This window comes from Mycobacterium sp. (assembly GCF_036488105.1).
Lineage (GTDB): Bacteria > Actinomycetota > Actinomycetes > Mycobacteriales > Mycobacteriaceae > Mycobacterium.
The window spans coordinates 1-3,415 of the sequence record NZ_DASXHW010000185.1; the positions used below are offsets into that span (position 1 = coordinate 1).

At 64.5% G+C, this 3,415-nt stretch carries 4 protein-coding genes and 1 pseudogene; 3 read left to right on the top strand and 2 right to left on the bottom strand.

The features are described 5' to 3' along the window. Nucleotides 1–510, bottom strand: a 510-nt coding sequence (locus tag VGH54_RS10015; RefSeq protein ID WP_331511800.1) for a biotin carboxylase N-terminal domain-containing protein, incomplete at its 3' end; no start/stop codon positions are given. Nucleotides 511–744: 234 nt separating this feature from the next. Between VGH54_RS10015 and VGH54_RS10020 the strand changes: the two genes are divergently transcribed. Then, the gene (locus VGH54_RS10020; RefSeq protein WP_331511801.1) at nt 745–1,041 is read left to right on the top strand and encodes a CDGP domain-containing protein; all 297 of its coding nucleotides are present in this window, start codon (nt 745–747) and stop codon (nt 1,039–1,041) included. An 8-nt stretch (nt 1,042–1,049) separates the two neighbouring features. On the opposite strand, the gene VGH54_RS10025 is transcribed toward VGH54_RS10020, so the two are convergent. Further along, nucleotides 1,050–2,363, bottom strand: a complete 1,314-nt coding sequence (locus tag VGH54_RS10025; RefSeq protein ID WP_331511803.1) for a sterol desaturase family protein — start codon at nt 2,361–2,363, stop codon at nt 1,050–1,052. 104 nt (nt 2,364–2,467) lie between these two features. Here VGH54_RS10025 and VGH54_RS10030 point away from each other — a divergent pair, with 104 nt between their 5' ends. Further along, nucleotides 2,468–3,145 carry a cupin domain-containing protein gene (locus tag VGH54_RS10030; RefSeq protein WP_331511804.1) on the top strand — a complete coding sequence of 226 codons (678 nt, stop codon included), beginning with the start codon at nt 2,468–2,470 and terminating at the stop codon, nt 3,143–3,145. Nucleotides 3,146–3,171: 26 nt separating this feature from the next. Then, nucleotides 3,172–3,415 (top strand): annotated as a pseudogene (locus tag VGH54_RS10035) (cupin domain-containing protein); the annotation flags it as partial.

The following is a 3,415-nucleotide window of genomic DNA, read 5'->3' on the forward strand; positions in this document are numbered from 1 at the left end:
GCTGTGGACTATTCGCATGCCGCGACCGCCGCCGCCGGCAAGCGCTTTGATCACGATCGCGCCATCGTGGGCGGCGGCGAAGGCGCGGATGTCGTCGACGCTGCTGGGTCCGTCGGTGGCCGGCAGCACCGGCACGCCGGCCGCTGTCGCCGCGCGCCGGGCCGCCGACTTATTGCCGAACAGTTCGAGCGCGGCGGCGTCCGGCCCGACGAACGTGTATCCCGCGGCCGCACACGCCTGCGCGAAACCGGGGTGTTCGCTGAGGAACCCGTAACCGGGATGGATCAGCTCGGCGCCGGAGTCCTTAGCCGCCGCCAGGATCGCTGCATGGTCGAGATATGCGGACGGGCCGGCGCCGGGCAGGGCGATCGCTTCGTCGGCCGCGTGCACGTGCGGGCTGTCGGCATCGTCCTCGGCGTAGACGGCGACCGTGTTGAGCTCCAACTCGGTTGCCGTGCGGATGATTCGGAGCGCGATCTCACCGCGATTAGCGATCAGCAGGCGCGTCACGTCCGGTCCTTCTTGAGGTCAACCCCTGTGGGATTCAGCGTCGATCCCGATCCCATCATGCCGCTACCGCGATTAGGAGATTATTGGCCCCCAGATCGCGGGCGAACTAGTAGTTTCATTGCCGGCGGCGTTGCGACCAGATGGGGCCTGACCTACAGCCGTGGGGCCTCGCCTTCAACGACCCACGGACGCACATCGATGATTGAGTTAGCACCCCTTCGGTAAAGGATCAAGATGACGAAGCGATACATGACCGCAGCCCTAGGGGCCGCTCTGGTGACCGCCGGGCTGACCGCCACGGCGCCCACCGCGAGCGCAGGGTGCATAGACCCGGGATGGGGAGCGCACCCATTTGCGCAGATGTGCGACAGCCCCGTCAACTCCGACGGCATGTGGGAGCGCTGTCTGTCGTTTCACAACGGCGGGCCGTACAGTCCCGCCGAAACCGACTGCTACACGATGAGCGCAGGTGATCCGCCGAAGGAGGCCGACCCCATTCTGCAGACGCCGCCAACGCACATCGACGATTAGCGCAGCGCTCAGGCTACGAGCGGCGCCGAGACCCGGTGTTCACCTGACTGTGCGCGCGCCGCGTTGGAGTCCGCCGCGCATCGAGTGCGCAGCGGCCACGCAAGCTGACGGAGATAGCCGGCCGGCTCGTATTCGTCGATGCCGTACTGTGCCGGCCAGCGGTCGGCGGGCAGATACAGGGTCCCGAACAAGGCGTCCAGAATTGGGAACTCCCCGGCGTAGTTGGTGTTATAGGCCCTCGGTTCACGGGCGTGATGCCAATGGTGGAACTGCGGGGTGGCGATCAACCACCGCACGGGGCCAAAGTTCATCCGCACGTTGGCGTGGATGAAGATCGCCTGCACCGTGATGAGGATGACGAACGCGCCGAGACTGACCCGGCCGAAGCCCAGCGCGTAAAGCGGCAGCACCGCAGCAGAGCGACCAAAGGTCTCGTCCAGCGGGTGCAGGTGATTGGCGGCAAGCCAGTCCAGGTCGCGGATGCTGTGATGCACCCGGTGGAACCGCCACAGCAGAGGTACCTCATGGGCGGCGCGGTGCCCCGCATATCCGCCGACCGTGGTGATGGCGAATCCCGCCACGATCTGCACCCAGGTTGGACTCGCCGCGATACCGAGACGCAGCGGTGCGGGCACGAACGCGCGCAACACGCTGCCCACCACGACGACCGAGACGACCAGCCCGACCTTCAACGCGGCGCCGTTGACCAGATAGTGCACCAGGTCGGTACGCCACCCCGCGCGCAGCACTCGGCGGGGGTGCAGAGCGAAAAGCCGCTCCAGGGGGATGAAGATCACGGCAAGAATCGCCAGTCCGAACAAGATATTGCTGCGCACGCTAAGCGCGGCCACAACCACCACAGCAGTCAGCGACGCCAATACCGCGCCGCTGACACCGACTTGTGTGCCCGGTCCATTCACCGCGACGTGCACGCTCTGCGGCGACGGGTCCGCGTCGACCGGAGCAGTACTGGCAGAACTGGCCTTGGCGAGGCGCCCCCAACCCGCCAGCACCGAGCACGCCACAACGACCCCACCTCCACCGACGGCCGGATTTTGGGTGGTGAACGCGATCGCAACCATGACAATCCCCGACTGCACGGCCAGCCCAGTCACGTTCAGCGATCTAGGTCCGGCAAGCAATCGACGACCCTGCCATCCGACCAGCACTGTCGCCACGAGCAGCACCAGCATCGCTAACCCCATGCCGCGGCCAGGATGTGAGCGCGCTAGACCGCCAGTCACGATAACGGCGGTCAACAGCGCGGCCATCTCGGCGGCGTGCAACAACACCATGGCTGCCACCACACGGCGTCCGTGCATGCCGTTAGCATGCCCCTCGCGGCTAAGAAAAAAGTGAGGCCGCCGGGCAGACTACGTTGAAATTGCCCATGGCCCGAACCTGTTCGCTGCGATAATTTCGTCAGGTGACAGTCAACCGTCGCAAGGTCCTGGGTGGAGCCGGCCTGGCCGGCGCGGCGGCCGCGACCGGTGTGGGCGTCGATCGTCTTGTCTCGGGTTACCGCACCGACAAGGAAGTTTCGCCGGCCGATGATGCGGCACGCTTCGGCGATCCGCGCATACCGTCTGAGACGATCACCTCGCAATCGCACCTCTTCCATCTCGGCGATTCGCCCGTCAACAAACTTGACGGGGGCTGGTTTCATCAGGCGGACGAGGACAATTTTCCGATACTCAAAGGCCAACAAGCCAGCATCGTGTTGCTGACGTTGCAGCCCGGCGGTATCCGCGAACCGCACTGGCATCCCAGCGCCTGGGAGATCAACATCGTCACCAAAGGGGTGGCCAGCTGGGCGCTGGTCGACGGGAACGGCAATCACGAGAGTTTCGACCAAAAGGCCGGCGACGTGGTGTTCGCACCTCAGGGTTCCTTCCACTACTTCGAAAACCGCGGCCCGGCCGACATGAAGATAGTCATCATCCAGAACACCAGTACGCCCGAAGCCAAGGACAACATTGGCATCGGCGAGTCGATCAGCAAACTGCCGCCTCGGGTTCTGTCCGCCATCTTCGGCGTTCCGGAAAAAACCTTCAACTCCTTCAAGAAGTTCGACGAAGCGATCGTCATCCTGCGAAAGCAGTAGCCAGATTCCCTGCGGCCAAGGAACATTCAATGACTGATGACGCCGAGCGCTTCGGTGATCCCCGCGTACCCGATGAGACGATCACCTCCAAATCGCACCTGTTCCAGCTGGGCGCCCTACCTCCGATCGCGTATGACGGTGGCACACAGCAGCAGGCACACGAGCAGAACTTTCCGATACTCGTCGGTCAACAGGCCAGCATCCAGCTGATCACGTTGCAGCCCGGCGGTATTCGCGAACCGCACTGGCATCCCAGCGCGTGGGAGCTCA

What these genes read in the sequence shown, in the direction of transcription:
- VGH54_RS10020 (WP_331511801.1), top strand. Translation starts at nt 745, where the DNA reads ATGACGAAGCGATACATGACCGCAGCCCTAGGGGCCGCTCTGGTGACC.
- VGH54_RS10025 (WP_331511803.1), bottom strand. Translation starts at nt 2,363, where the DNA reads ATGCACGGACGCCGTGTGGTGGCAGCCATGGTGTTGTTGCACGCCGCC.